The sequence below is a fragment of the Streptomyces sp. ID05-39B genome, assembly GCF_033794725.1.
Taxonomy (GTDB): Bacteria; Actinomycetota; Actinomycetes; order Streptomycetales; family Streptomycetaceae; genus Streptomyces; species Streptomyces bobili.
Window position 1 is genome coordinate 13,169 of record NZ_JARGEF010000015.1, and the last position, 21,284, is coordinate 34,452.

A 21,284-nucleotide genomic window follows, 5' to 3' on the forward strand; every position below is an offset into this window, starting at 1 on the left:
CTGTGAGAGGAGGCGTCCATGGGATCGGTACGCAAGGCGAGCGCCTGGCTTGGCCTCGTCGACGACAACAACGATGACGAGCGTTACTACGACGACGACTATTCCGAGGGGACCGACTCCGGGGACGCCTGGGTCACCGACCCGCGGGTCAAGGTCGCGGGCGACACGGCCGAGCAGAAGGGCCGCCGGATCGGCACCGTGACCCCGGACAGTTTCCGGGACGCACGGGCGATCGGAGAACTGTTCCGCGACGGTGTCCCGGTCATCATGAACCTCACGGCCATGGAGGCCGGCGACGCCAAGCGCGTCGTCGACTTCGCGGCCGGGCTGATCTTCGGCCTGCGTGGTTCCATCGAGCGGGTGTCGACCCGCGTGTTCCTGCTCAGCCCCGCCAACACCGAGATCGTCAACGGCGACCCGGCCGCGCACCGCGCGGACGGCTTCTTCAACCAGAGCTGAGGCAGGGCCGCTCGCCGGCCCTGCCCCCGCCCGGGGTCAGCGGAAGGCGTCGAGTCCGGTGAGCGCCTTGCCCAGCACGAGCTGGTGCATCTCGACGGTGCCCTCGTAGGTCAGCACCGACTCCAGGTTGGTGGCGTGCCGCATGACGGGGTATTCGAGGGAGATCCCGTTGGCCCCGAGGATCGTCCGCGCCGTACGGCAGATCTCGATCGCCTCCCGTACGTTGTTCAGCTTGCCGAAACTGACCTGCTCGGGACGCAGGCGGCCGGCGTCCATGCGCCGCCCCAGATGGTGGGCGAGCAGAATCCCCTTGTGCAGTTCCACCGCCATGTCGGCGAGTTTCGCCTGGGTGAGCTGGAAGCCACCGATCGGCCGCCCGAACTGCTCGCGTGACTTCGCGTAGTCGACGGCGGTCTCGAAGCAGGCCCGTGCCGCGCCCATGGCGCCCCACACGATCCCGTACCGGGCGTGCGACAGACAGCTGAGCGGCCCCTTGAGCCCGACGACCTCCGGCAGTACGGCGTCGGCGGGCAGCCGTACGCCGTCCAGCACGAGTTCGCTGGTGACGCTGGCCCGCAGGGACCACTTGTGCTTGATCTCGGGGGCGGAGAAGCCGGGGGCGTCGGTGGGCACGACGAAGCCCCTGATGCCGTCCTCCGTCTGCGCCCACACCACGGCGACGCCCGCGACGGACCCGTTGGTGATCCACATCTTGCGTCCGTCGAGGACCCAGTCGGAGCCGTCCCTCTTGGCGCGGGTCCGCATGCCGGCCGGGTCGGAGCCGTGGTCGGGCTCGGTCAGCCCGAAGCAGCCGATGACCTCACCGGCGGCCATGCGCGGCAGCCAGGTCTGCTTCTGCTCCTCGCTGCCGAACCGGTGGATGGCGTACATCGCGAGGGAGCCCTGGACGGAGACGAGCGAGCGGATCCCGGAGTCGGCGGCCTCCAGCTCCAGACAGGCCAGCCCGTACTGCACGGCACTGGCCCCGGCGCAGCCGTATCCCGTGAGGGACATCCCGAGCGCCCCGATCCCGCCCAGCTCCCGCGCCAGCTCCCGGAGCTGCGGCAGCTCGCCCTTCTCGTACCACTCGGCGACATACGGCAGCACCCGGTCACCGGCCCAGCCACGCACGGTGTCCCGTACGGCGAGGTCCTCCTCGCTCAGGAGATCGTCGATCCCGAGGGGGTCGGACGGATCGAACGGAGGCAGCACGGACCCTGAGGACGACGACATGATTCCCTCCGAAACCAGAAAACTAGCACCGCTAGTCACGTAACTTCCCCGACGTTACGACGCCTGGCGAACCCCGTCCAGCCCCCACTCCCCCAGCACCCGCGGGAGATACGGCCGGCCGGCCGTCAGGCCGAAACCCTCGAGTGCACAGCTTCCCGGGGCGCCGGCAGCTCCACCGCGGGTGCCTCGCACTGCATCACCCGCGGCAGCCGCAGCGCCATCACCGCGCCGAGCAGCAGCAGCCCCGCGCTCACCACGAGCGTCACATGCAGTCCGTGCACGAAGCAGTCCCGCGCCGTCTGCCGCAGAACCTCCCCGGCCGGGCCCCCGAGCCGCCCGGCGACCTCGTAGGCCTCGCCCAGCGAGTTCCCCGCGGCGGCCGACGCCGAGGCCGGCACCCCCGGCACCGAGGACAGCCCCGGCGCGTAGGCCGCGTTCATCACGCTGCCCAGCAGCGCGATCCCGATCCCGGCGCCCAGTTGGTAGGAGGTCTCCCCGATCGCCGCCGCCCCGCCGGCCTGCTCCGGCGGAGCCTCGCTCAGCATCGACTCGTACGCCCCGAACAGCGTCGTCTCCAGCCCGAAGCCCAGCAGCAGGAACCCGGCCAGCATCAGCCCCGCGTTGTCCGTCCCGCCCATCGAGGTCAGCAGGACGACCGCGACGGCCGTGAGGCAGAACCCGGCGCACACCATCCGCCGCGGCCCGAAGCGCCGCAGCAGCCGCGCCCCGGCGAGCCCGGCGGACATCGCGGCGAAGGTCAGCGGCAGCAGCCGCAGGCCCGTCTCCAGCGGGGACAGGTCCAGGACCAGCTGGAGGTACTGCGCCGCGATCAGTTCCAGACCGACCAGCGCCAGCATGGCCAGCACGATGCACCCCACCGCCGTGCTGAACGCCGGCCGCGCGAACATCCGCAGGTCCACCAGTGGATGCCTGCGCCGTCGCTGACGCCGTACGAACAGCACCATCAGCAGCGCGCCCGCCGCCAGCGGCGCCAGGGTGGAGGGGCCGAGTTCGCCGCCGCCCAGCCGCTTGACGCCCAGGACGGCTCCGAACAGTCCGGCGGCGGCCATCATCGCCCCGACCACGTCCCACGGCCCCTCCCCCGAGCCCTTCGACTCGGGCAGCAGCAGCCGTCCCACCGGCAGGCTGACCAGCATCAGGGGGATGTTGACGAGGAAGACCGAGCCCCACCAGAAGTGCTCCAGCAGGAAGCCGCCGAGCAGCGGACCGACCGCCGCGCCGACCGCGGCCACCGCACTCCAGATGCCGATCGCGAGCGCTCTCTCCCGCCGGTCGGGGAAGACCTGGCGCAGGATCGACAGCGTGGCGGGCATGATCATGGCGCCGCCGACGCCCAGCAGCCCCCGCGCGACGATGAGCACCTCGGCGGTGCCGGCGAACGCCGCCATCGCGGAGGCCACGCCGAACAGCGTGTAGCCGAGCAGCAGGATCCTTCTTCGGCCGACCCGGTCGCCGAGCGTGCCGAACAGGATCAGCAGCGAGGCGCAGACCAGCGGATAGGTGTCGACGATCCAGAGCAGTTCGATCCCGCCGGGCCGGAGGTCCTCGGTGACGGCGGGCACCGCCACGTGCAGCACGGTCGCATCGACGGCGACCAGGAGCAGGCTGACGCACAGCACCACCAGCACGACCCAGCGGTTGGCACCGGCCCCGGCCGCCCGACGGCGCAGCCGAACGGCGGCCGTGGTCGTCCCGGACATGAACGTACCTCCCAGAGTTCCCTCGGGTTCGGCGGGCTCGCGGGGTGGGGACTCCCCGGGGCTCGGCCGGAGAGGAGCGGTGGTCTCCGGCCCGCGCACTGAACGACGAGTGACACGCAGCGTACGCGAGTTCGTCCGTCGTCCACGTGGCGGACCTCTCACAGCCCTCGGACAACCATGTGGCGTACGCCACTCCCCTCACGGCCCGTCGCACCCCGGCGCACCCTCCGCTTCCGGGCCCCTCCGATAATCGTCCGGTGACCGATCTCGACACCCGCGTGGCACCGCCCGGCTCCGCGCCCCTGCGCCGGGCGGCCCCCGCCCTCCTGGGGTACGCGGCCGTGCGCGTCCTGGGGCTGCTCGCCCTCGCCGTGTGGAGCGCCGCGCGGGACAAGAGCGCGTACACCTTGCTGACGGCCCGCTGGGACTCCCTGTGGTACACCCGGGTCGCCGAGCTGGGCTACGGCTACGAGGTGCGGCTGCCGAACGGCGACGTCCACTCCAACCTGGCGTTCTTCCCGCTGCTGCCCTGGCTGGAGCGTCTGGTCGCGGCGGTGACCCCGCTGTCGTACGCCGACGCGGGCTTCGCCGTCTCCGTGTTCGCCTCGCTCGCCGCGGCCTGGGGGATCTTCGCGGTCGCCGACCGGTTGTACGGGCGCCGGGCCGGGGTGTGCGCGGTCCTGCTGTGGGCGGTGCTGCCGGTGGGGATCGTGCAGTCGATGGCGTACAGCGAGTCCCTGTTCACCGCGCTGGCCGCCTGGGCGCTGTACGCGGTCCTCACCGGCCGCTGGGTGACCGCCGGTCTGCTGGCGTCGCTGGCCGGCCTGACCCGCCCGGTGGGACTTGCCGTGGTGGCCGCGGTGTGGGTGGCGGGCGTCGTCTCGTTCGGGCGAGAGCGGGGTGCGGCGCACCCGCGGGGCGCGCGTGTCGTCCCGCGCGCCCTCGGTCTCCTCCTCGCGCCCCTCGGTGCCGCCGGCTACGTCCTCTGGGTCGGCCACCGCACCGGGAAGGGCCCTCTCGGCTACCTCGACGTGCAGGCGGGCTGGCGCAACGGTTTCGACGGCGGCTACGCCTTCGCCCGCTTCATCATCGACAAGTTCACGTCAATTCCGTCGGCCTTCGCCGGTCTCGCCCTGATCATCGGCGTCGCCCTGCTGATCCGGCTGTACGTCGCCGGTGTGCGCGGACGGCAACCGCTCCCCCTGCTGGTGTACACGGGGATCGTCCTGGCCCTCGCGCTGTGCGCCTCGAGCTACTTCGGCTCGAAACCACGCCTTCTGCTGCCCGCCTTCCCGCTGCTGTTCCCCCTCGCCCTGGCCCTCGCCCGGCTGCGCCCCCGGCGATCGGCGCTGATCGTGGGCGGTGTCGCGGTGGCGTCGGCGGTGTACGGCGCGTGGTGGCTGAACGGCTCCGGTCCGCCCTGACCGTCCGGGACGGCCGGGCGTGCGGGCGGAGAATGGCTGCCATGCATTCGGTGAACGCATTCATAAGCCGACCAGAACCACGCTCCAAAATGATCAAAAGAATTGAACGGAGCAACGTTCGGGGATTACGGAATCCGGTGGAATAAGTGCCCTTCTGAGAGCAATCCCACATCACATCGTCATCACAAAGCCGTGGATTCGGCGGGGAACTGCGCTCACCCGCTGTAACGTCGATTGGGTGCGTACCGAACATAACCTCACCCGTCTGGACCGGGTGTTCGCAAGGCTGGACCGTGAGCCGGAACGGCCGGCGCACATCGACATGCCACGGATGAGCAGGCACCGGGTCGCGCTGTTCTCGGCGACCCTGGCCTTCTACCTGGCCATCGTGTGGCTCGTGGTGACCACCTCGTGGCTGGTCCGCCTCGACTGGCAGGTCATGTTCTTCCGGCCGTACCAGCAGTGGTCCGAGATCCACTGGTTCGTCGACTACTACGTGGTCCTCGGCCAGCGCGGGCCGACCGCCGTCATGATCTGTGCCTGGCTCGGCTGGAGATCCTGGCGCCAGCACACCCTGCGGCCCCTGCTCACGCTCGGTGCCTCACTGCTGCTGCTGAACATCACGGTCGGCGCGGCCAAGATCGGCATGGGCCGTCTCGGCCCCCACTACGCCATCACCATCGGCTCGAACGAGATGGGTCTCGGCGGCGATATATTTCCCAGCGGCCACACCGCCAACGCGGTCGTGACCTGGGGAATCCTGGCCTATCTGGCGTCCACCCCGCGAGCCCGGCGCTGGTTGTCGGCACTCTCCGCGGTGACCTCGCTCGGTGTCGGCCTCGCCACGGTCTACCTCGGTACGCACTGGCTGAGCGACGTGCTCCTCGGCTGGGCCGCCGGCCTGCTCATCCTGCTGGCCCTGCCCTGGTGCGAGCCGCTGATCGCCCGCACCGAGGTCTGGATCTTCACGCTGCGCGACCGCCGGCGCACCCGCCGCGCCGGTACGACGCCGGCCCCGACCCCCGTCCCGGTCCCGGTGGCCGTACCGCTCAAGCAGCGCTCGCCGGCCGGCCGGCAGGACGAGACGACCACCGCCGCCCGCGAGACGGCGCCGCGGCCGTCCAGGGCGCCGCTCCACCTCGCCCCCGGTCCGCACACGGCCCGCGGGGAGCGTGCCCCCGTCACCCCGGTCGGCAGTCGCCGTCCGGCCCACGCGGACCGGATTCCGCACGGCCCGAACACGCCGACCACCCCGGCCGGCCGCCCCCTGACCGGCGGCTGACCGGCTCGCGCGGGACCACGGTACGCACAGACCCGGTCCCGCGCGCCTCACCCCTTCCAGGCCCGCGTCACCCTGCCCTCGCGCACCTCGAAGTTCAGCCGCCCCACCCGGTACTCCATGGTGATGATCGTTCCGGGTGCCAGCGAGCGCACCGCCGACCACCCCCGCTCCCGGGCGAGCCGCTCGGCCCGGTCGCTCTCGAGGCCGACGTATCCGTCCGGACTGTCCTGGGGCTCCGCAGGCGGAGTGGGAATCGGTGCCATACCCGTAACGCTAGGCCGGGGCCGTCGTTCCGGGAACCCCGAACGGGAGATGTGGATCACTCCGGTCACACTTCTGTCACAGGACCACGACACGCGTTTCAGTTCGCATCCGTCACACGAACGAGCGATTCCGTACGCCTTTCGCAGGTATTCGATCGCCATTTCCGCGTGTCGTACCGGCCCGTTCAATTACCCGGCGGAGAGTTCCCGGAGAACCGTTCCCCGGACTCCGTTCCATTCCGATTCCGCAGGGTTCACGGGGGCCGAATACTCATAGGAAATACACGGCTTCCCCACACAACCTCCGTACGCCCCCTGTCGGGCGCGTGGCGGCGCGAGCATCATGGCGACAGCTCGCGGGCACCCGTGCGGCGCGGGCGAGGCAGGCCCGGGGCGCGACGAGTGAAGGGGCGAGCGAGCGATGGGGACGCAGACCGTACCGGCGGCGGTGCGCACCGCGGGCGGGAGGCGGGGCCGGGTCGTGATCGACTGGCTGACCACCACCGACCACAAGAAGATCGGCCACCTCTACCTGATCACGTCGTTCGCGTTCTTCCTGATCGGCGGGGTCATGGCGCTGATCATGCGCGCCGAACTGGCCCGCCCCGGGCTGCAGATCGTGGACAACCAGCAGTTCAACCAGTTGTTCACCCTGCACGGCACGATCATGCTGCTCCTGTTCGCGACCCCGTCCTTCGCGGGCTTCGCCAACGAACTGATGCCGCTCCAGATCGGCGCCCCTGACGTGGCCTTTCCCCGGCTGAACATGCTGTCGTACTGGCTGTTCCTGTTCGGCGGACTCATCGTGATGGGCTCGCTTCTGGTGCCCGACGGGCCGGCCGCCTTCGGCTGGTTCGCCTACGCGCCGCTCAACAGCTCGACGTACTCCCCCGGCATCGGCCCCGACCTGTGGATCATGGGGCTGGCGCTGGCCGGCTTCGGCACGATCCTGGGCGCGGTCAACTTCGTCACCACCATCATCGGGATGCGTGCGCCCGGCATGACGATGTTCCGGATGCCGATCTTCACCTGGAACACCCTGTTCACGTCGATCCTGATTCTGATGGCGTTCCCGGTGCTGGCTGCGGCACTGCTGGTACTGGAGGCGGACCGCCGGTTCGGCTCGCAGGTGTTCGCGTCGGCCAACGGCGGGGCGCTGCTGTGGCAGCACCTGTTCTGGTTCTTCGGGCATCCCGAGGTGTACATCATCGCGCTGCCGTTCTTCGGGATCATCACGGAGATCATCCCGGTCTTCAGCCGCAAGCCGATCTTCGGCTACCTGACCCTGGTCGGCGCGACGATGGCGATCACCGGACTCTCGGTCGTCGTATGGGCCCACCACATGTTCGCCACCGGGGCGGTGCTGCTGCCGTTCTTCTCCTTCATGTCGTTCCTGATCGCGGTGCCGACGGGCGTGAAGTTCTTCAACTGGACCGGGACCATGCTGAAGGGCTCGGTGTCCTTCGAGACGCCGATGCTGTGGGCGACCGGCTTCCTCGTGACGTTCCTGTTCGGCGGGCTGACCGGGGTCATCCTGGCGTCGCCGCCGCTGGACTTCCACGTCACCGACTCCTATTTCGTCGTCGCACACTTCCACTACGTCGTCTTCGGCACGGTGGTCTTCGCGATCTTCGCCGGGTTCTTCTTCTGGTGGCCGAAGTTCACCGGCAAGCTGCTCGACGAGCGGCTCGGCAAGATCCAGTTCTGGACGCTGTTCGTCGGCTTCCACACCACGTTCCTGGTGCAGCACTGGCTGGGCGCCGAGGGCATGCCGCGCCGCTATCCGGACTATCTGGCCGCGGACGGCTTCACCGCCCTCAACACGGTCTCCACGATCGGCGCGTTCCTGCTCGGCCTGTCGACGCTGCCGTTCCTCTACAACGTGTGGAAGACCGCCCGGTACGGCGAGAAGGTCGAGGTCGACGACCCCTGGGGCTTCGGCCGCTCCCTGGAGTGGATGACCTCCTGCCCGCCGCCCCGGCACAACTTCACCGCGCTGCCCCGGATCCGCTCGGAGTCCCCGGCGTTCGACCTGCACTATCCCGAGTTCGCGGCGGAGATCCCGCAGCCCGAGCCGGAGAAGCACCAGGCGGGCTCGTGAGCGGGGCCCCGCCGGACCGGTCCGGCGGGGCCCCTGCCGTGTCAGAAGTTGAGCCGCAGGCCCGGCATGATCAGGTCGGGGTTTTCGCCGATGGCCGACCTGTTCGCGGCGTAGACGCGCTGCCAGGTGGTTCCGTGCAGCGCGGCGATCGTGCTGAGCGTGTCGCCCGCGCGGACGGTGTGGTCGCCGTCGCCGTCGCGGGGAGCCGTGCCGCGGGAGCCGTGCCCGGTGGAACGCTCAGCGGCACCGGCCGCCTTCGAGGAGCCGTTGCCGGCGGGCCCGTTCGTGGACGAACCGCCCTTCGAGGAGTTGCTCTTCGCCGAGCCGTTCGTGGACGAGCTGTTCGTGGACGAGCCGCTCTTCGACGACCCGCTCCTGACCGATCCGTTCTCGGCCGTGGGGGCGCCGCCGGAGGCCCCGGCTCGGGTCGAGCAGGTCGGCCACGCGCCCCATCCCTGGGAGCGCTGCACCTTGGTGGCGACCGCGATCTGCTGTGCCCTGGTGGCCCGGTCGGCGGTCGGCGCGTAGGCCGTGCCGCCGAAGGCGCGCCAGGTGGACGCGGAGAACTGGAGTCCGCCGTAGTAGCCGTTACCGGTGTTGATGTGCCAGTTGCCGCCGCTCTCGCACCGGGCGATGCGGTCCCACACCCCGGCGTCCGCCGCGGCGGCGTTGCCTCCCGCGGCCAGCAGTCCGAGGGGGGCGAGAAGCGCCGCCCCGGCGAGGACCGCTGTCGTACGCGCCTTGGTGGCGCGAGCGTCGGCGCGGGTGTTGTCGGCACATTGGGACATGTGGATCCCTCTCTACGAACCCGGGTCTCCCCCTGAGCGGAGTACGCCGTCCACGCGGGAACGCGGTCGTCGTGCTCCGTCCCGTCCGCCGGCGGTGGCGCTGCGCGCTGTCTGGCTCTGCGCGGCCGGCGGACGTACCCGGGCGGTGCTCGCTGCACACAGCCGAGCAATCTAGGTCTCCGACGGCCCGTCATCAATCAACTGGCCTTCTCCGCAGGCCAGTTCCCCGTTACCGCCGGTATCGTCCAGATCCGGACACCTATTTCATTCCGTGATTTCCGTATTTGTCGACCAACCTCCCGGGTGCCCTGTGTCCCACCTCACGCGCCCAACCCCCGTAACCCACTCGTTACTTGACGGTGAGTGGCCGATTCCGCACGTCAGGTGACCCTGCGCGCGGGCCGGTTCGATTCCCTTCGCCGGGCAGCGTGACCCCCGCCACAGCTCGCCCGTTGTCTTCTGCATGAGCCGGGGAGCCACCCGGCCCGCCCACGCACCGCATCCGAGGGAGTCACCCGTGCCGCGCATGCTCGACGTCAGCGACGAGGTACGCGCCGAGATCGGCGCCGAAGAAGCCGACCGGCTGCTCGCCGGAGAGAACGCCCCGGGCAGTTACGACTGCACGTCCTGCCGCACCCCGGGCGACTCCGAGCACGAGCGCACCAGCACCGTCCTGTTCATCGGGGACGAGACCGCCGTCCTCGCCTTCGCCCACTCCTCCTGCCTGCCCTCCCAGGTCGTCCAGGTCACCGAGGAGCAGCTCCAGGGCGCGGTCCGCTCGATCAGCGGCGACACCGTCGACCTGGACCCCGACAAGGTCGTGCCCGAGCAGGCCGTGCTCGGTGTGACGAGCGGACTCGTCCTGATCGCCGGGGAGTTGCACCCGGCCCTGGTCGTGGAGCCGACCGCGCCCATCGTGCGGCCCGGCGCCACCGACATCGGCGACGACTTCCTGCCGTTGCTCATCGAGCAGGGCTTCATGCCGCTGTCCGAGCTGTCCGAGGTACCGCCCGTACAGCACGGCTGGTCGGTGCTGCTGGCGATGGGGCAGCTGCACGCGGTGCTCCAGCCCTCGGTCAACGGCGGCCAGCCGGTGGCCTGGTGGCAGGCCCACCAGCCCTTGCAGGTGACGGAGGGCTGGCGGGCCGCCGCCAACAAGCACCAGCAGGTACTGATGTTCGCGGCCCCGGTGGGCTCGATCGGCCGCCAGCCCCGGGAGGACCTGCTGCGGGGCGCGCTGGACAAGGCGGCGGCGAACGGAAAGCTGGTGGGGGCGGCCATGCCGCTCGCCGGAACCTGAGCCCTGGGCCCTCGGCCGGGGGACGCGGCCGTACCGCCGCGCCCCCGAAGGCCGGTCACCGGCCGCATCCCTTGACCTCACACGTCGTTTGGACATACGTGCACACCTACGACGTTCCCCGCCGCCAGCCCTACCCGATCCCGTCCGCGCGACCGTCCCACGACTCCCATGTCGGCCCTTCGGCCACGCCGATCTACGACACGCTCTACGCCGAGTACGTCAAGTCGTTCCGCTCGCTGCCGGGTGACCGCAGCGGCGAGGAGGAACTGGGGTTCACCGCCTTCGGGAACATCCCGTACAGCACGGGGTCGTACGCGGTACCGCGGCCGGGATCGTTCAGCAGCTCGTACAGCGCCTACAGCGCGGGCGCGCAGAGCGCCCGGCTCGGCGGACAGCCGTCGCAGGGCCAGGGCCGGGCTCAGGGACAGTCGCAGGGACAGGTGCAGTCGCAGTCGCAGTCGCAGTGGCAGCGGGTGGGCCCGCTCGGGCAGACGACGCAGACCTCGCAGACCTCGCAGACCGGGCAGCGGCAGACGCCCACCGGGATGCACCACGTCCCGGCGCTGCCCCCGGCGCCCCGGCGGAGCGGCTGAGGCAGCCGGGCGGACGGAGGCGGACGGACACAGGGCGTGACACGGCCGGAGGGCGGCACCCGCGATGGGTGCCGCCCTCCGGCCGTGTCGTCTCCTCAGGTCACTTCTTCTTGCCGCGCTTCTCACGCACCCGCACCGAGATGTGGATCGGCGTGCCCTCGAAGGCGAACTCCTCGCGCAGGCGGCGCTCGATGAAGCGCCGGTAGCCCGCCTCGATGAAGCCGGAGGCGAACAGCACGAACCGCGGCGGCTTGGTGCCGGCCTGGGTGCCGAAGAGGATGCGCGGCTGCTTGCCGCCCCGGACGGGGTGCGGATGGGCCGAGACCAGCTCACCGAGGAAGGCGTTCAGCCGGCCCGTGGGGACGCGGGTCTCCCAGCCGGCCAGGGCCGTCTCGATCGCCGGGACGAGCTTCTCCATGTGCCGTCCGGTGCGCGCCGAGACGTTCACCCGCGGCGCCCACACCACCTGGGCCAGCTCGGTCTCGATCTCCCGCTCCAGGTAGTAGCGGCGCTCCTCGTCGAGGGTGTCCCACTTGTTGAAGGCGAGGACGATCGCGCGGCCCGCGTCCACCGCCATGGTGACGATCCGCTGGTCCTGCACGGAGATCGACTCGGAGGAGTCGATCAGGATGACCGCCACCTCGGCCTTCTCCACCGCGGCCGCGGTGCGCAGCGAGGCGTAGTAGTCGGCGCCCTGCTGGAGATGGACCCGCTTGCGGATACCGGCCGTGTCGACGAACTTCCAGGTGACACCGCCCAGCTCGATCAGCTCGTCGACCGGGTCACGGGTGGTGCCCGCGATCTCGTTGACGACGACGCGCTCCTCGCCGGCCACCTTGTTCAGCAGTGAGGACTTGCCGACGTTCGGGCGGCCGATGAGAGCGATGCGGCGCGGGCCGCCGACCGCCGTGCCGAAGGTCTGCTCGGGCGCCTCCGGCAGCGCCTCCAGGACGGCGTCCAGCATGTCGCCGGTGCCGCGGCCGTGCAGCGCGGAGACGGGGTGCGGCTCGCCGAGGCCCAGGGACCACAGGTAGGACGCGTCCGCCTCGCCGCTGAGGCCGTCCACCTTGTTGGCGGCCAGCACGACGGGCTTGCCGGCCTTGCGCAGCAGTCGTACGACCGCCTCGTCGGTGTCGGTCGCGCCGACCTTGGCGTCGACGACGAAGACGACGGCGTCGGCGGCCTCGATCGCGTACTCGGCCTGGGCGGCCACGGAGGCGTCGATGCCGAGGACGTCCTGCTCCCAGCCGCCGGTGTCGACGACCTTGAAGCGGCGGCCCGCCCACTCGGCCTCGTAGGTCACGCGGTCACGGGTGACGCCCGGCTTGTCCTCGACAACCGCCTCGCGCCGCCCGATGATCCGGTTGACGAGGGTCGACTTGCCGACATTGGGGCGGCCGACTACGGCGAGGACCGGCAGCGGTCCGTGCCCGGCGGCCTCGATCGCTCCCTCGACGTCCTCGACATCGAAGCCTTCTACCGCGGCGAGCTCCATGAACTCCGCGTACTCGGCGTCGCCGAGTGCCCCGTGGTCGTGCTCGAAGGAGTCCGAGCCGTCGGGCTGGATGTGGTCGTTCATGAAGTCCGTACCTCTGCGTTCATTCGTGGTGATCGGTGGAGCACCCGTTTTCGGCGGTTTGATCCACTACTCAGTGTCGCCCAGTGTCCGCCCGGACGCCCGGCGTTTTCGTTCCTCGTGCCGCTAGCCCGCGTCCGCCGGCCGGCCGGTGAGCCGTCTGGCGTGCTCCAGGTGAGCGGCCAACTGCTTCTGGATGCGCTCGGTGGCCTCGTCCAGCACCTTGCGCGTACGCCGCCCGCTGCCGTCGCCCGCCTCGAACGGGTCACCGAAGACGACGTCGACCCGGGACCGCAGCGGGGGCAGACCCTTGAACAACCGTCCGCGGCGCTCGGTGCTTCCCAGTACGGCCACGGGGACGATCGCCGCCCCGCTGCGCACCGCGAAATAGGCGAGCCCCGCGCGCAGCGAGGCGAAGTCGCCCTCGCCCCGCGTGCCCTCCGGAAAGATACCGAGAACGCCGCCCGCCTCCAGCACACCCAGTGCGCGGGTGATGGCCTTGCGGTCGGTGGTGTCCCGGTCGACCTTGACCTGCCCGATGCCCGTCAGGAACGGGTCCAGGGGGCCGATGAACGCTTCCTTCTTGATCAGGAAGTGCGTCGGCCGGGGCGCCACGCCCATGACCATCGGCCCGTCGATGTTGTGGGAGTGGTTGACGGCGAAGATCACGGGACCGGTCGCCGGTACCTTCCAGGCGCCCAGCACCCGCGGTTTCCAGAAGCCGTACATCAGGCCGACGCCGATGCGCCGACCGACCTCCGCGCCCCTCTCCGAGGGCAGTTCTCTCACTTCGCCGCCCGCTTCTCCCCGACGAGGGTGACCACGCACTCGATGACCTGGGTCAGCGTCAGCTCGGTGGTGTCCACCTCCACGGCGTCGTCCGCCTTGGCGAGCGGGGAGGTCTTGCGCGAGGAGTCGGCCGCGTCCCGCTTGATCAGCGCCTCGCGGGTGCTGTGCACGTCCGCGCCCTTCAGCTCACCGCTGCGGCGGGCCGCGCGGGCCTCGGGCGAGGCGGTGAGGAAGATCTTCAGATCGGCGTCGGGCAGCACGGTCGTCCCGATGTCACGCCCCTCGACGACGATGCCCCGCTCGGCGGAGGCCGCCAGCGACCGCTGCAGCTCGGTGATCCGCGCCCGCACCTCCGGTACGGCGCTCACCGCGCTGACCTTGGAGGTGACCTCCTGGGTGCGGATCGGGCCGGCCACGTCCGTGCCGTCGACGGTGATCGTCGGGCCGGCCGGGTCGGTGCCGGAGACGATCTCGGGCTTCCCGGCGACGGCGGCGATCGCCGTGGGGTCCTCGATGTCGATCCCGTTGCTGACCATCCACCACGTGATCGCCCGGTACTGCGCACCGGTGTCCAGGTAGCTCAGCCCGAGCTGGGCGGCCACGGCCTTGGACGTGCTCGACTTGCCCGTGCCGGAGGGACCGTCGATGGCGACAATCACGGGCTGGGCGGCGCCGTTTTCCACGGGAGGACACCTTCCTGGTGCGAGGTGGTGGGCTGCGGGACGAGAATGCGCCCCGCACAAGGTTACTGTGTGCGGGTCACTCATCCGGCCTACGGCCACCGCGAGGCCCTGTCCAGGGCCGTCCAGCGGCCCCTTTCCCACGCAGGCCGCGTGATTTCAGCCCGTCTGGGGGGTCCCCCTCCGGGGGTTCGAGGACGAGGCCCCTCAGGCCCGACACGGGGGGTCCGGGGGCCGCAGCCCCCGGCAACGCCCATCGAAGCGCCGGGTGTCTACTGCCGCAGCGCCCATCCCCGCTCCCGCAGCGCGGCGCTCAGCACAGCCACCGCCTTGGGCTCGACCATCAACTGCACCAGGCCGGCCTGCTGCCCCGTCGCGTGCTCGATGCGTACGTCCTCGACGTTGACCCCCGCCCGCCCGGCATCGGCGAAGATGCGGGCCAGCTGCCCCGGCTGGTCGTCGATGAGCACCGCCACGACCTCGTACGTCCGCGGGGCGGACCCGTGCTTGCCGGGGACCCGGACCTGGCCGGCGTTCCCGCGCCGCAGGACGTCCTCGATGCCGCCGGCGCCCTCGCGACGCTTGTCCTCGTCCGAGGACTCCAGGGCCCGCAGCGCCCGGACCGTCTCGTCGAGGTCGCAGGCGACGTCGCCGAGCAGGTCGGCGACCGGCCCGGGGTTCGCGGAGAGGATGTCGATCCACATGCGGGGGTCGGAGGCGGCGATCCGGGTAACGTCCCTGATGCCCTGCCCGCACAGCCGTACGGCGGCCTCCTCGGCGTTCTGGAGGCGGGCGGCGACCATGCTGGAGACCAGGTGGGGCATGTGGGAGACGAGCGCCACGGCCCGGTCGTGGGCGTCGGCGTCCATGACCACGGGGACGGCACGGCAGTGCGAGACCAGCTCCAGGGCGAGGTTGAGCACCTCGGTGTCGGTGTCGCGGGTCGGCGTCAGCACCCAGGGGCGGCCCTCGAAGAGGTCGGCGGTCGCGGCCAGCGGGCCGGACTTCTCCCGGCCGGACATCGGGTGGGTGCCGAGGTAGGCCGACAGGTCCAGGCCGAGCGCCTCCAGCTCCCGGCGTGGTCCGCCCTTGACGCTGGCCACGTCGAGGTAGCCGCGGGCCACACCCCGGCGCATGGCGTCGGCGAGCACGGCGGCCACATGGGCGGGCGGGGCGGCGACTATGGCGACGTCGACCGGGTGGTCGGGGGCCTCGTCGGTGCCCGCGCCGAGCGCCGCCGCCGTACGGGCCTGCTCGGGGTCGTGGTCCTCCAGGTGGACGACGACGCCCCGCTGGACGAGGGCGAGGGCCGCGGAGGTGCCGATGAGGCCGGTTCCGATGACGAGCGCGGTTCTCACTGGGCGATGTCCTTGCGCAGGGCGGCGGCGGCGCCGAGGTAGACGTGGTTGATCTCCGAGCGGGGCCGGTCCGACTCGATGTGCGCGAGGATGCGGACGACCCTGGGCAGAGCGCCCCGGATGTCGAGTTCCTGGGCGCAGATCAGCGGCACGTCGACGATGCCCAGCTTGCGCGCGGCGGCGGCCGGGAAGTCGCTGTGCAGGTCGGGGGTGGCCGTGAACCAGATGCTGATCAGGTCGTCCGCGCTGAGGGAGTTGCGCTCCATCACGGCGGTGAGCAGCGCCCCGACCTGCTCGTCCATGTGTCCGGCTTCGTCCCTGTCCAGCTGGACGGCCCCCCGGACCGCTCGTACCGCCACGGCGCTGCTCCTCGCTGACATAGGTGACGGCTCTCTGTCCGTCTTCGCCGTCCAGCGTAGTCAGCCCGGAGCGGCCCGGAACACGGCGCCCGCCCGCTGAGACGCGTCCCGTACGCGCTCGGCCGCCGCCGGAACGAGTCGGGTGTTCTGTGCCACTCTGTCCCTCGGGCTCATCCTCAGGGTCCCTCTGGTTTCCTTCGCACTTTCGGAGTGACGACATGACCCACCCCGCCTCGCGCCGGACGGTTCTCCTCGCGACGGGCGCGGCGGCGCTCGCCGTCGGCTGTGGCGATCAGGACTCCGGCGGCGACTCGTCCGGCGCGTCCGTCTCCGCCGGTCAGGAACTGGCGCGGACGGCCGACATCCCGGTCGGCGGCGGCAAGATCTTCAAGGACGAGAAGGTCGTGGTGACGCAGCCGACGCAGGGCGACTTCAAGGCGTTCTCGGCGGTCTGCACCCATCAGGGCTGCATCGTGGCGACCGTCGCCGACGGCACGATCAACTGCGCCTGCCACCGGAGCAGCTTCGAGATCGCCGACGGCGCGGTGGCGGGCGGCCCGGCGACCGAGCCGCTGCCCGCACAGAAGATCACGGTGAAGGGCGACTCCATCACGCTGGCGTGAGCGGGCTCAGTGGTCCCACAGCGCCCCGAGGGTGACCAGCTCGCTCTGGTGCTCGATCCGGTCCGCCCACTCCGTCGGCCAGGCGTCGGCCCCGGCGTACGCGCCCGCGAAGGCGCCGGCCAGGCAGGCGATGGAGTCGGAGTCGCCGGCGGAGCAGGCGGCCCGGCGCAGCGCGGTGACCGGTTCGTCGGGGAAGAGCAGGAAACACAGCAGCCCGGTCGCCAGCGCCTCCTCGGCGATCCAGCCGTCCCCGGTGGCCAGGCACGGGTCCGTCTCCGGCGAGGGGCTGCGCAGAGCCTCCCGGAGCCGCTCCAAGGCGCCCAGGCAGTCGTCCCAGCCCCGCGCGATGAAGTGTTCCGGCGTCGGGTCCTGGGAGCGGGTCCACAGGTCGCCGAGCCAGCGGTGGTGGTAGCGGGTGCGGTTGTCGAGTGCGTACGACCGCAGCAGCCCGACCAGGCCGACCGGTTCGGCGCCCTGTGCGAGCAGCCGTACGGCGTGGGCGGTGAGGTCGGAGGCGGCGAGCGCGGTGGGGTGGCCGTGGGTGAGGCCGGACTGGAGCTGGGCGGCACCGGCCCGCTGCTCGTCGCTGAGGCCGGGGGCGAGCCCGAGGGGCGCGACGCGCATGTTGGCGCCGCAGCCCTTGGAGCCGATCTGGCTGGCGTCCTGCCACAGCCGCCGGTCGTCCTTGAGCAGGTTGCAGGCGGTCAGGCAGGTCCGGCCGGGGGCGCGGTTGTTCTCGGGCGACTGGTACCAGTCCACGAACTCCTCGCGCAGCGGCCGCTCCAGCCGGGCCGGCACGAGCAGCCCTCGGTCCATGGCCGTGCGCAGGGCCCGTGCGACGGCCAGCGTCATCTGGGTGTCGTCGGAGACGAAGGCACGCCTGGGCAGTTCCATCTCCCGCCAGGGTCCGCACTTGGCGAGGATGGAGGGGACGTCGTTGAACTCGGTCGGAAACCCGAGCGCGTCCCCGAGGGCGAGGCCCAGCAGGGCCCCCGTCGCGGCGCGCTTCCTGACGGTCGTGGTGGTCATGCGGAACGTCCTTCCCGGGGCGGTCGCAGCAGGGGTGGGTGCAGGGTGGTGGCGGTGCCCGCGCGGTAGAGGGCGGCCGGTTTGCCGCGCCCGCCGGTCAGCCGTGCGCCGCCGCCGGGGACGGGCTCGACGAAGCCGGGGGTGGCGAGCACCTTGCGGCGGAAGTTGGGCCGGTCCAGGCCGGTGCCCCAGACCGTCTCGTAGACCTGCTGCAGCTCGCCGAGGGTGAACTCGGGCGGGCAGAAGGCCGTGGCGAGGCAGGTGTACTCGAGCTTGGCGCCGACCCGGTCGTGGGCGTCGGCCAGGATCCGGTCGTGGTCGAAGGCGAGCGGCTCGGTGCCGTCGTACGGCAGCCAGCGCGCCTGGGCCGCGTCGCCGCCCCCGTGTGGTTCGGGTGCGTCGGGGAGCAGGGCGGCGAAGGCGACGGAGACGACCCGCATCCGGGGGTCGCGGCCGGGTTCGCTGTAGGTGCGCAGCTGTTCCAGGTGGAGTCCGGAGACGTCGGCGAGGCCGGTCTCCTCGGCGAGTTCGCGCCGGGCGGCGGTCTCGGCGGACTCGTCCGGCAGCACGAACCCGCCGGGCAGCGCCCAGTGGCCGAGGTACGGCTCCTGCCCGCGCTCGACGAGCAGGACGTGCAGGGCGCCCGCGCGCAGGGTGAGGACGGCGAGGTCCACGGTGACGGCGAAGGGTTCGAAGGCGTACTTGTCGTAGCCCCGCATCCACCCACCCCCCCTTTAATAGTCGTACCGACTATAAACCTGGCCACTGTCCGGGCACAAGAAAGCGGCCGGCCCGGAAATCCCGGAACCGGCCGCTCCCACAAGGCTCTTCGAGGGGCGCGCAGCAGAGGCAACGCTCCAGAGGCAGCGCTCTAGAGGTCGACCTCCTGCATCAGCATGCCGACCTCGGTGTTCGACAGCCGGCGCAGCCAGCCCGACTTCTGGTCGCCCAGGGTGATCGGGCCGAAGGCCGTGCGCACCAGCTTGTCGACCGGGAAACCGGCCTCCGCGAGCATCCGGCGCACGATGTGCTTGCGGCCCTCGTGGAGGGTGACCTCGACGAGGTAGTTCTTGCCCGTCTGCTCGACGACCCGGAAGTGGTCCGCCTTCGCGTACCCGTCCTCCAGCTGGATGCCGTCCTTGAGCCGCTTGCCCAGGTCACGCGGGATCGGACCCACGATGTGTGCGAGGTAGACCTTCTTCACGCCGTACTTGGGGTGCGTCAGCCGGTGTGCCAGCTCACCGTGGTTGGTGAGCAGGATGACGCCCTCGGTCTCGGTGTCGAGCCGACCGACGTGGAACAGCCGGGTCTCACGGTTGGTGACGTAGTCGCCGAGGCACTGCCGGCCCTCGTTGTCCTCCATCGTGGAGACGACACCGGCGGGCTTGTTCAGCGAGAAGAACTGGTACGACTGCGTCGCCACGGTGAGGCCGTCGACCTTGACCTCGTCCTTCTCCGGGTCGACCCGCTTGCCCTGCTCCAGGACGATCTCGCCGTTGACCTCGACCCGCGCCTGCTCGATCAGCTCCTCGCAGGCCCGCCGGGAGCCGTAGCCGGCGCGCGCGAGGATCTTCTGGATCCGCTCGCCCTCCTGCTCGGCGCCCGGGAAGGTCTTGGGCAGCTTGATGTCCTTCTTGTTCGCGTACCGCTCGCGGTTGCGCTCCTCGGCCCGCGTCTCGTACTCGCGCGAGGTCGCCGGGACCGAACGGCCGCGCCCGGTGCCCTGCCCCTGCTTGGGGCCGCCCTTCGCGCCGCCGCGCGCGGAGGCACCGCGCCCGGACTTGGGGCCTTCATGGGTGCCGCCGGGACCCACGTCGTAGCGGCGCTCCTCGGGGCGGGGGTTCTGCGGCCGGCCGCCCTGCTTGTCGTCGCGGTTGTTCCCGGCACCGCGGAAGTTGCCGCGACCACCGCCCTTCCCCCCACCGCTGGTCCCGCCGCGGCCACCGCTGGTCCCGCCGCGGCCACCGCCGCTCCCGCCGCGGCCGCCGCTGTTGCCACCACGGCTCCCGCCGTTGTTTCCGCTGCTGTTCCTGCCGCTGCTGCTTCGCATCAAAGTTCCGTCTTGTCGTCTGCGTCCTCGGAATCCGGGGCGTCCGGATCGAACGACGGTACGGCTTCCTGGGTCTCGGCCTCGATCGCCTCCGCCTCCGGGAGGAAGGGCGCGAGCTCCGGGAGCTCGTCCAGACCGCGCAGGCCCATCCGCTCCAGGAAGTAGTTCGTCGTCCTGTACAGGATCGCACCTGTTTCGGGTTCCGCGCCCGCCTCCTCGACCAGACCGCGCTGGAGGAGGGTGCGCATCACGCCGTCACAGTTGACTCCGCGCACCGCTGAGACCCTGCTGCGGCTGACCGGCTGGCGGTAGGCGACCACCGCGAGGGTCTCCAGCGCCGCCTGGGTGAGCCGGGCCTGCTGGCCGTCCAGGACGTACCGCTCGACGGCCGGGGCGTACTCGCCGCGGGTGTAGAAACGCCAGCCCCCCGCGACGAACCGCAGCTCGAAGCCGCGCCCCTGCACGGTGTACTCGTCGGCCAGTTCCCGCAGTGCGTCCGCGACCTGGCGGCGCGGGCGCTCCACGATCTTCGCGAGATGTTCCTCGGTCGCGGGCTCGTCCACGACCATCAGGACGGCCTCCAGGGCGGGCTTGAGATCGAGGCCGGCGGCGGTACGCGGCCCGGCCGGGGCCTGTGCGGTGTCCTCGCTCACGCCTTCTTCTCCTCCTCGGTCCTCTCGGGCGGCCGGTCGAACTCGTCGGTCACCCTGGGCTGGTCGTCCCCGTCCCCGCCCGTCCAGCGCACCAGCAGCTCCCCGAGGGCGGTCTCCTGGTCGAGGGCGACGGCCTTCTCCCGGTACAGCTCCAGCAGGGCCAGGAACCTCGCCACCACGGTGAGGGTGTCGTCGGCGTCCTCGACGAGCGTGCGAAAGCTGACCTCGCCGAACCGGCGCAGCCGCGCGACCACGATCCCGGCCTGCTCCTGCACGCTGACCAGCGGGGCGTGGATGTGGTCGACGTACACCTGCGGCTTGGGCCTGGGCTGCATCGCCTTGACCGCGAGCCTGGCGAAGCCCTCGGCGCCGATGCTGATGACGACCTCGGGCAGCAGCTCGGCGTGGTGCGGTTCCAGGCCGACGGTGCGCGGATAGCGGCGGGCCTCCACCTCCAGCCGTTCCTGGAAGATGTCGGCGATCCGTTTGTACGCGCGGTACTGCAGCAGCCGGGCGAAGAGCAGGTCACGGGCCTCGAAGAGGGACAGGTCGGCCTCGTCCTCGACCTCCGCGGCGGGCAGCAGGCGGGCCGCCTTCAGATCGAGCAGCGTCGCGGCGACGACGAGGAACTCGGTCGTCTGGTCCAGGTCCCAGTCGGGTCCCATCGCCCGGATGTGCGCCATGAACTCGTCGGTCACCTTGGACAGCGCCACCTCGGTGACGTCCATCGTGTGCCGGGAGATCAACTGGAGCAGGAGGTCGAAGGGACCCTCGAAGTTGGCGAGCCGGACCTTGAAGACGCCGTCGGGCACCTCCGGGGAGCCGCCTACGGGATCGGCGACCGGTACCTGCTCCGGCTCCGGCTCCTGAACGGGTTCCGGTACGACCGCCTCGGGCCGCTCCTGGGGTTCTGGAGGTGCCACGCCCGGTCCCCGCCCCAGCGCACGCCGACGGCCGGCCGGTGCGCCGGGGGCGGGGACGGGATCGTTCGAGGTCATGGCCC

At 71.3% G+C, this 21,284-nt stretch carries 21 protein-coding genes; 7 read left to right on the forward strand and 14 right to left on the reverse strand.

Annotated elements, in window-relative coordinates:
• Positions 1–18: 18 nt before the first annotated feature.
• On the forward strand, positions 19–459 hold the full coding sequence (locus P1P75_RS06145) for a cell division protein SepF (RefSeq protein ID WP_086768906.1): 441 nt from the start codon (positions 19–21) through the stop codon (positions 457–459).
• Between the two features lie 36 nt (positions 460–495).
• On the opposite strand, the gene P1P75_RS06150 is transcribed toward P1P75_RS06145, so the two are convergent.
• Complete coding sequence (locus tag P1P75_RS06150; RefSeq protein WP_319252377.1) at positions 496–1,692, reverse strand: acyl-CoA dehydrogenase family protein; 1,197 nt, start codon at positions 1,690–1,692, stop codon at positions 496–498.
• A 125-nt stretch (positions 1,693–1,817) separates the two neighbouring features.
• Positions 1,818–3,413: an MFS transporter gene (locus P1P75_RS06155; protein WP_319252378.1), complete on the reverse strand. Its 1,596-nt coding sequence runs from the start codon at positions 3,411–3,413 to the stop codon at positions 1,818–1,820.
• A gap of 257 nt (positions 3,414–3,670) precedes the next feature.
• On the opposite strand from P1P75_RS06155, the gene P1P75_RS06160 reads away from it, so the two are divergent.
• Positions 3,671–4,837, forward strand: a complete 1,167-nt coding sequence (locus tag P1P75_RS06160) for a glycosyltransferase family 39 protein (protein ID WP_319252379.1) — start codon at positions 3,671–3,673, stop codon at positions 4,835–4,837.
• Between the two features lie 238 nt (positions 4,838–5,075).
• Entirely contained in the window at positions 5,076–6,119 is a 1,044-nt protein-coding gene (locus P1P75_RS06165; RefSeq protein WP_319252380.1) for a phosphatase PAP2 family protein, read from the forward strand.
• A 47-nt stretch (positions 6,120–6,166) separates the two neighbouring features.
• Here the strand turns inward: P1P75_RS06165 and P1P75_RS06170 are convergent, their stop codons facing one another.
• A complete protein-coding gene (locus tag P1P75_RS06170) occupies positions 6,167–6,382 on the reverse strand; it encodes an I78 family peptidase inhibitor (RefSeq protein WP_319252381.1) in 216 nt (71 codons plus the stop codon).
• A gap of 421 nt (positions 6,383–6,803) precedes the next feature.
• On the opposite strand from P1P75_RS06170, the gene ctaD reads away from it, so the two are divergent.
• On the forward strand, positions 6,804–8,483 hold the full coding sequence (gene ctaD, locus P1P75_RS06175) for a cytochrome c oxidase subunit I (RefSeq protein WP_319252382.1): 1,680 nt from the start codon (positions 6,804–6,806) through the stop codon (positions 8,481–8,483).
• 41 nt (positions 8,484–8,524) lie between these two features.
• Here the strand turns inward: ctaD and P1P75_RS06180 are convergent, their stop codons facing one another.
• On the reverse strand, positions 8,525–9,271 hold the full coding sequence (locus P1P75_RS06180; protein ID WP_319252383.1) for a transglycosylase family protein: 747 nt from the start codon (positions 9,269–9,271) through the stop codon (positions 8,525–8,527).
• Positions 9,272–9,788: 517 nt separating this feature from the next.
• Between P1P75_RS06180 and P1P75_RS06185 the strand changes: the two genes are divergently transcribed.
• Together P1P75_RS06185 and P1P75_RS06190 are read left to right on the forward strand one after the other, a co-directional pair.
• The gene (locus P1P75_RS06185; protein WP_086768890.1) at positions 9,789–10,571 is read left to right on the forward strand and encodes a hypothetical protein; all 783 of its coding nucleotides are present in this window, start codon (positions 9,789–9,791) and stop codon (positions 10,569–10,571) included.
• A 98-nt stretch (positions 10,572–10,669) separates the two neighbouring features.
• Positions 10,670–11,164: a hypothetical protein gene (locus tag P1P75_RS06190; protein ID WP_319252384.1), complete on the forward strand. Its 495-nt coding sequence runs from the start codon at positions 10,670–10,672 to the stop codon at positions 11,162–11,164.
• A gap of 100 nt (positions 11,165–11,264) precedes the next feature.
• Here P1P75_RS06190 and der read toward each other — a convergent pair whose 3' ends face one another.
• From der to aroH, 5 genes are all read right to left on the reverse strand, one after another.
• Positions 11,265–12,743 carry a ribosome biogenesis GTPase Der gene (gene der, locus P1P75_RS06195; protein ID WP_319252385.1) on the reverse strand — a complete coding sequence of 493 codons (1,479 nt, stop codon included), beginning with the start codon at positions 12,741–12,743 and terminating at the stop codon, positions 11,265–11,267.
• Between the two features lie 123 nt (positions 12,744–12,866).
• Entirely contained in the window at positions 12,867–13,529 is a 663-nt protein-coding gene (locus P1P75_RS06200) for a lysophospholipid acyltransferase family protein (protein ID WP_319252386.1), read from the reverse strand.
• Positions 13,526–14,212 carry a (d)CMP kinase gene (gene cmk / locus P1P75_RS06205; protein ID WP_319252387.1) on the reverse strand — a complete coding sequence of 229 codons (687 nt, stop codon included), beginning with the start codon at positions 14,210–14,212 and terminating at the stop codon, positions 13,526–13,528. The genes P1P75_RS06200 and cmk overlap by 4 nt, the downstream gene beginning before the upstream one ends.
• A gap of 269 nt (positions 14,213–14,481) precedes the next feature.
• Entirely contained in the window at positions 14,482–15,567 is a 1,086-nt protein-coding gene (locus P1P75_RS06210) for a prephenate dehydrogenase (protein ID WP_319252388.1), read from the reverse strand.
• Positions 15,564–15,926 carry a chorismate mutase gene (gene aroH, locus P1P75_RS06215; RefSeq protein WP_319252389.1) on the reverse strand — a complete coding sequence of 121 codons (363 nt, stop codon included), beginning with the start codon at positions 15,924–15,926 and terminating at the stop codon, positions 15,564–15,566. Before aroH ends, P1P75_RS06210 begins: the two co-directional genes overlap by 4 nt.
• A 218-nt stretch (positions 15,927–16,144) precedes the next feature.
• Between aroH and P1P75_RS06220 the strand changes: the two genes are divergently transcribed.
• On the forward strand, positions 16,145–16,549 hold the full coding sequence (locus P1P75_RS06220) for a Rieske (2Fe-2S) protein (RefSeq protein ID WP_319252390.1): 405 nt from the start codon (positions 16,145–16,147) through the stop codon (positions 16,547–16,549).
• Positions 16,550–16,555: 6 nt separating this feature from the next.
• On the opposite strand, the gene P1P75_RS06225 is transcribed toward P1P75_RS06220, so the two are convergent.
• The 5 genes from P1P75_RS06225 to P1P75_RS06245 all read right to left on the reverse strand — a co-directional run bounded on the left by P1P75_RS06225 (position 16,556) and on the right by P1P75_RS06245 (position 21,279).
• Positions 16,556–17,578 (reverse strand): ADP-ribosylglycohydrolase family protein, encoded by a 1,023-nt coding sequence (locus tag P1P75_RS06225; RefSeq protein WP_319252391.1) that lies wholly within the window; start codon positions 17,576–17,578, stop codon positions 16,556–16,558.
• Positions 17,575–18,297, reverse strand: coding sequence for an NUDIX domain-containing protein (locus P1P75_RS06230; RefSeq protein WP_319252392.1), 723 nt, complete (start codon positions 18,295–18,297; stop codon positions 17,575–17,577). Before P1P75_RS06230 ends, P1P75_RS06225 begins: the two co-directional genes overlap by 4 nt.
• A 152-nt stretch (positions 18,298–18,449) precedes the next feature.
• Positions 18,450–19,628 (reverse strand): pseudouridine synthase, encoded by a 1,179-nt coding sequence (locus P1P75_RS06235; protein ID WP_319252393.1) that lies wholly within the window; start codon positions 19,626–19,628, stop codon positions 18,450–18,452.
• Positions 19,628–20,281 (reverse strand): SMC-Scp complex subunit ScpB, encoded by a 654-nt coding sequence (gene scpB, locus P1P75_RS06240; protein ID WP_319252394.1) that lies wholly within the window; start codon positions 20,279–20,281, stop codon positions 19,628–19,630. Before scpB ends, P1P75_RS06235 begins: the two co-directional genes overlap by 1 nt.
• Positions 20,278–21,279 carry a segregation/condensation protein A gene (locus tag P1P75_RS06245; protein ID WP_319252395.1) on the reverse strand — a complete coding sequence of 334 codons (1,002 nt, stop codon included), beginning with the start codon at positions 21,277–21,279 and terminating at the stop codon, positions 20,278–20,280. Before P1P75_RS06245 ends, scpB begins: the two co-directional genes overlap by 4 nt.
• Positions 21,280–21,284: the final 5 nt, after the last annotated feature.